This is a genomic window from Pseudomonas protegens (assembly GCF_003732485.1).
GTDB lineage: Bacteria > Pseudomonadota > Gammaproteobacteria > Pseudomonadales > Pseudomonadaceae > Aquipseudomonas > Aquipseudomonas protegens_B.
In genome coordinates, this window is sequence record NZ_MOAK01000051.1 from 46,912 (window position 1) to 52,199 (window position 5,288).

4 protein-coding genes and 1 pseudogene are annotated in these 5,288 nt (G+C 66.7%); all 5 read right to left on the bottom strand.

Features of this window, described 5'->3' with window-relative positions:
* Window positions 1-230: pseudogene (locus BLX41_RS35220) on the bottom strand (spermidine/putrescine ABC transporter substrate-binding protein PotF); the annotation flags it as partial.
* A gap of 106 nt (window positions 231-336) precedes the next feature.
* The gene (locus BLX41_RS12770) at window positions 337-1,368 is read right to left on the bottom strand and encodes an AraC family transcriptional regulator (RefSeq protein ID WP_185073519.1); all 1,032 of its coding nucleotides are present in this window, start codon (window positions 1,366-1,368) and stop codon (window positions 337-339) included.
* 466 nt (window positions 1,369-1,834) lie between these two features.
* Window positions 1,835-2,446, bottom strand: coding sequence for a DNA-3-methyladenine glycosylase family protein (locus tag BLX41_RS12775; protein ID WP_123725165.1), 612 nt, complete (start codon window positions 2,444-2,446; stop codon window positions 1,835-1,837).
* A gap of 117 nt (window positions 2,447-2,563) precedes the next feature.
* Window positions 2,564-3,466, bottom strand: coding sequence for an alpha/beta hydrolase (locus BLX41_RS12780; protein ID WP_123725166.1), 903 nt, complete (start codon window positions 3,464-3,466; stop codon window positions 2,564-2,566).
* 31 nt (window positions 3,467-3,497) lie between these two features.
* Window positions 3,498-5,288 (bottom strand): TonB-dependent siderophore receptor (locus BLX41_RS12785; protein WP_259744797.1); only part of this gene is annotated, 1,791 nt, incomplete at its 5' end.

Here is a 5,288-nt window from a genome sequence, read left to right on the forward strand (position 1 = left end):
AGCAGTTTGGCTTCCAGCACTTCGTTGCTTTCAAAGATGTCGTACTTGACCTTGATCGCGCTCTGGGCCTGGAAATCCTTGATGGTGTTGGGAGCGATGTACTCCGACCAGTTGAAGATGTTCACCGTGCGCTCGGCGGCGGCCTGGGCGGTGAAGGAGGCGGTCAGGGCCAGGGCGCTCAGGGAGCAGCTCAGGGCCAGGCGGGTGAGGGCGGTATGCAGCGATTTCATGCGACAACTCCATGTCTGAAATGAGCGGAACCTTCCGATGCGGTCATTCTTGGCCGGATAGGTCCCTGAGAGAATGTTGGGAACGGTCAATAGGGGATATTTAGCGTCAATCTTCAGCGCAGTCCGAGAGCGGTCCGAGCTGGCCGGCCAACTGCCGGAAGCGCCCGGGCGCGACGCCGCTCCAGCGCTGGAAGGCATGGCGGAAACTCGCGGTTTCCTTGAAGCCCAGGGCTTCGGCGATGCGGTAGATGGGCAGGCTGTGCTGGCCCAGCAACTGCTGGGCCCGGGCATAGCGCAGCTCATCGAGCAACTGCTGATAGCTGGTGTCCTGGGCCCGCAGGCGCCGGCGCAGGGTGCTGGGAGAGCAGTGCACCTGGCGCGCCAGGCTGTCGAAGTCCGGCACCGCGTGCAGCTGTTCATTGAGGATGCGTCGCACCTGATCGATCCAGGTCGGCCGCGCGCTGAGCTCCTCGTTGAGGCGGATGCAGCGTTGCAGCATGTCGTTCTGGGTCACCAGATCCGCCAGGGGCAGGCGCCGGTCCAGCCATTCCAGGTCGAAGCCGATGGCATTGCGCCCGGCGTTGAACTGCACCGGGCAGTTGAAGGCCTGCTCGTAGCTGTCCAGGTAGGGTTGCGGGCCGTGCATCAGTTGCACCTGGCGCAGGGGCAGGGAGCAGCCCAGCAGGTCCTGGCAGGTGACCCGGTAGGACGACATGCAGAAATCGGTGTTGAACACCTCAAGCTCGGTCTCGCTGTACTGGTCGGCGGTGAGCCAGGCCAGGCCGTCGCGGACCTCCAGGTCGAGGCGAAAGAAGGTGCCCAGCAGCAAGGGGTAGCGCAGGGCCAGGGACCAGCCTTCGCGCAGGGTGGCGCTGGTCAGCAGGGTCAGGCCGAACATGCCGTAGGCGGAAATGTGCAGGTTGCGCCCCAGCACCAGCCCCAGGTCCTGGCGAAATTTCACGGCGTTGCTGAACACGCGCATTTCCTGGCTGATGTTGATCAGGCTATTGGGCAGGTCCAGGTCGGCGAGCTGGATGCCGCTGCCTTCGAGCAGCACCTCGGGTGCTACATCGCTGCCGCGAAAGGCGTCCAGCACCGCTTGAGTGGTGTGCAGGGTAGTCAGGCGAAGAGCGGCCATCGGCGATCTCAGATTGATATCGGGAGGCGTGACTTTAGGGGTTACGCGCGCGCGGTTCAATTGCCCCCTTGCAGGCGCTCGGCGGTGCGATTGCGCAGGCACAGCCCCAATGTAGGAGCTGGCTTGCCAGCGAAGGCATCGGCGAGGGCAGCGCAAGGCTTGAGAGCCTGTTCGCCGGCTTGCTAGCGAGGGCGCGGTTGGTGGCGGGGGAATGGGGCGATCTTGCGGGCGTTTTCGCTGGCAAGCCAGCTCCTACGGACGAGGCCGCATGCACCCGTAGGAGCCGGCTTGCCGGCGAACCGCGCAGCGGCCAGTGGGCGCGGTTGATGGCGGGGGAATGGGGCGATCTTGCGGGCGCTTTCGCTGGCAAGCCAGCTCCTACGGATGAGGTCGCGTACCCCCGTAGGAGCCGGCTTGCCGGCGAACCGCGCAGCGGCCAGCCCGCACCGGGTCAAGTGCGCGGTGTTCAGGCCGTCGGTACTCGCCACAGGTACCAGGCGGCGGTGGTGCGCCAGGGGCGCCAGGCGTTGCCGAGCTCGCGCAGTTGCCGGGGGCTGGGCGGTTGTTCCAGGCCCTTGAGGCGGCGATAACCTTCGCGTACGCCAAAGTCGTCCACGGGCAGTATGTCCTCGCGCTCAAGGCTGTAGATCAGCAGCATCTCCACGGTCCAGCGGCCAATGCCAGGCAGCTGGGTCAGGCGCTCTATCAACTGTTCATCGTCCAGGCCGCGGGCGCTGGCGGCATCGGGGACGAGGCCGTCCAGGGTGGCCTGGGCGATGCCCTGCAGGGTCGCCACCTTGCGTGCGGAAAAGCCGCAGCCGCGCAGTCTCTCCAGGCTGGCATCGGCCAACTGCCCGGGCGTGGGGAAGTCCTGCCCGGGAAACAAAGCGCGCAGGCGGCCGAGTATCGCGTCGCCGGCGCGTGCATGCAGTTGCTGGTAGGCCACCGCTCGCACCAGCGCCTGATAAGGCTCGCGCTCCGGGCGGGGCTGGTGCAGGCAGGGGCCGACGGCGGCGATCAGCGCGGCCCAGTCGGCATCCAGTGCGGCAAGAAAACGAGTGGCGGGGCAGGTGGGCATTGGCGATCCGGAACAAGTGGCGGGGCGAGCGGCAGATTAGCCCGCCGCCCCAAGGCTTGCACCCTGTCTCTTGCGCTGGAACTCGCTGCCCGGGCCTTGCACCCGAGCGCCGGGGCGTCAGTCCTTGGTCGCCGGCAGGTAGAGCCGCTCCAGCACGTAGTGCAGGGAAGCGGCCAGGGTCTGGCCATGGCTGAGCTTTTCAAAGCTGTGGTAGTCCAGGGCCAGCCCCGGCACCTGGGCCAGTTGCGCCTGCAACTGCCTGGCGCGCTGGTCGGCCTCGGGCCCCGGTGGCTGGCGCGGGTTGCCCGGTTCGGCGCCGCCGCGCATCAGCAACAGTTGCGCACGCTGGCCCTGCAGGCGTCCGGCCAGGCCCTGGGCTTGAGTCAGGATCAGGCCGTCGCCCCACCACAGCGAAGGGCTCGCTGCCGCGTAGTGACGAAACTCCTGGGGCCGGGCGAACAGCGCCTGCAGCACCAGCAGGCCGCCGTAGGAATGGCCCCACAGGGTCTGCTGCGCCGGGTCGATCGGCGCGCGTGCCGCCACGGCGGGGCGCATGCGCTCGCGCAGCAAGTGCAGGAAGGCTTCGGCGCCGCCGCTGGGCTGGCTGGTCAGCGGGTCTTGCTGTGCGTCAAGGCCCGGTTGCTGCGGGGTGTAATCGTAGGTGCGGGCGTTGCGTTCGATGCGCAGCGGGGTCTGGTAACCCACCGCCACCAGCAGCGGCGCCGGGCCTTGGTCCAGGCGCTTGAGCTGCTCGGGGTCCAGAGCGCCGATGGCGGCATTGCCATCGAGCATCCACAGCACCGGATAACCCTGGGGCGGCGGCGCCTGCAGCGGTTGGCCGATCCACAGTTGGTAGTGGCGCTGGCCGTCGGCGGAATCCAGTTGCAGGCTGCTGAAGCGGTAGGGCAGGTCCTGGCGCTGCAGCAGGCTGCGGTCCATGAGCTGGTCCGGGGCGGGGGCGGCCAGGGCCGTTCCCGCAAGGCCCCAGGCCAGGGCCAGGGGCAGAAAAAAGCGTCTCATCAGGCGTTCTCGGCAGGGTCTTGGTGATGGCTCAGAACGATGCGGTCAGGCTGGTGTACAGGGTGCGCCCGGGTTCGTTGTAGGTGGCGGCGCCGGCCCCGGCAATATTGTTCACGCCCTGGGCATTGCCTTCACGGAACAGGCGTTTGTCGAACAGGTTGTCGACCCCGGCGGTCAGGCTCAGGTTGCGGGTCAGGGCGTAGGTGCCGCTGACCCCGGCAATGGCGTACGGCGCCAGTTGCTGGGTGGCGCTGCCGGTGACGCGGTCGCCGTGGTAGTCGTACTTCTTCGGCGTCTGCTGGCCGTACCAGGCCACGGTCGCCTGCAGCGACAGGTCCTGGGTGGCCTGCCAGTCGAGCATCGAGTTGAGGGTGTAGCGCGGGGTCACCGAGAGGTAGTCGCCGGTTTCCTTGTTCTTCGATTGCAGCATGTAGGTGAAGTTGTTGTTCCAGGTCAGCTGGCTGGCCAACGGAATGGTCAGGGTGCCTTCCAGGCCTTCCACCAGGGCCTTGGGCACGTTTTCCCACTGGTAGATCGCCGAGTTGCGGTAAGCGCCGCTGCCGCCGCTGGCACGGCTCACCGGCGCCAGGCCGGATTCCACCTTGTTCTTGTAGTCGTTGCGGAAGTAGGTCAGGCCGGCCACCCAGCCGTCGGCCTTGTATTCCAGGCCCAGTTCCTTGTTGACGCTGGTTTCCGCCTTGAGCTTGTCGTTGCCCTGCAGGTAGCAGCTGGTGCTCTGGCCATAGCAGCCCTGGCCGCGGCTGTAGAGCAGGTAGTCGGAGTTGAGCTGGTACAGGTTCGGCGCCTTGTAGGCCCGGGCGATGCCGGCCTTGAGGGTCAGGGTATCGCTCAGGGCGTGGGACAGGTTGAGGGACGGGCTCCAGTTGTCGCCGACGATGCTGTGGTGATCCAAACGCAGGCCGGGGGTGAGCATGGTGCCCGGCTGCAGTTCGATGTTGTCTTCAGCGAACAGCGAGAAGATCTGCGCGCTGGACTGGGTGCTGCGGTTGCTGCTGCTCAGGCCGCCCACGGCGCCGCCTTCACTGGTGCTCTGGGTGTTGGCGCTGGGGTCGTCGAGCTTCTGCTGGGACCATTCGCTGCCCAGGGTCAGGGTCTGCTCGAAACCGGCGTGCAGCGGCAGGTTGACTTCGCCATGGGCGGTCAGGTCGCGCAGCACCGCGGTGTAGAACTCGCTGTTGCTGAAGATGCCTTCGGTGCCGCCGGCCAGGCCTTCGTTGATCCGCGTGTTGCGGGTCTTCTCGTATTGCAGGTAGGCCATGGAGCTGCCGAAGTCCCATTCGCCGCGATGGGTCAGGGCGTAGGTTTCGCGGTAGCTGCGGTTGGTTTCGTGGCCCAGCAGGTTCTGCACATTCTTGTTGCTGTTGGTGTTCTGGGTATCGCCGGTGTAGATGTTGCCCTGGCGGCTGAAGCCGGCTTCGAAGTCCAGGGTCTGGTCCGGAGTCATGCGCCAGCTGAGCAGGCCGTTGAGGTCCTTGTTGCGTACGCCTTCGCGGCCGGCGGGCAGGGTCCCGACCTGATTGCCGGTGCGCAGGGATTCATGGCCGGCGTTGATGTCGGCGTCGTCGGAGTCGGTCTTGGCCACGTTGCCGTAGACCCGGTAGCTCAAGCTGTCAGTCAGCGGGCCGTTGAGGCCGAAGCTCATGCGTTGGGTGGCGCCTTCGTCCTTGTGGGTCGGGAACGAGCTGTAGAGCGTGGCGTTGCCGTGGGTCTGGCTGCCGGCCTGCTTGGTGATGATGTTGATCACCCCGCCAGCGGCACCGTTGCCGTAGCGGGCCGCCGCCGGGCCGCGGATCACTTCGAT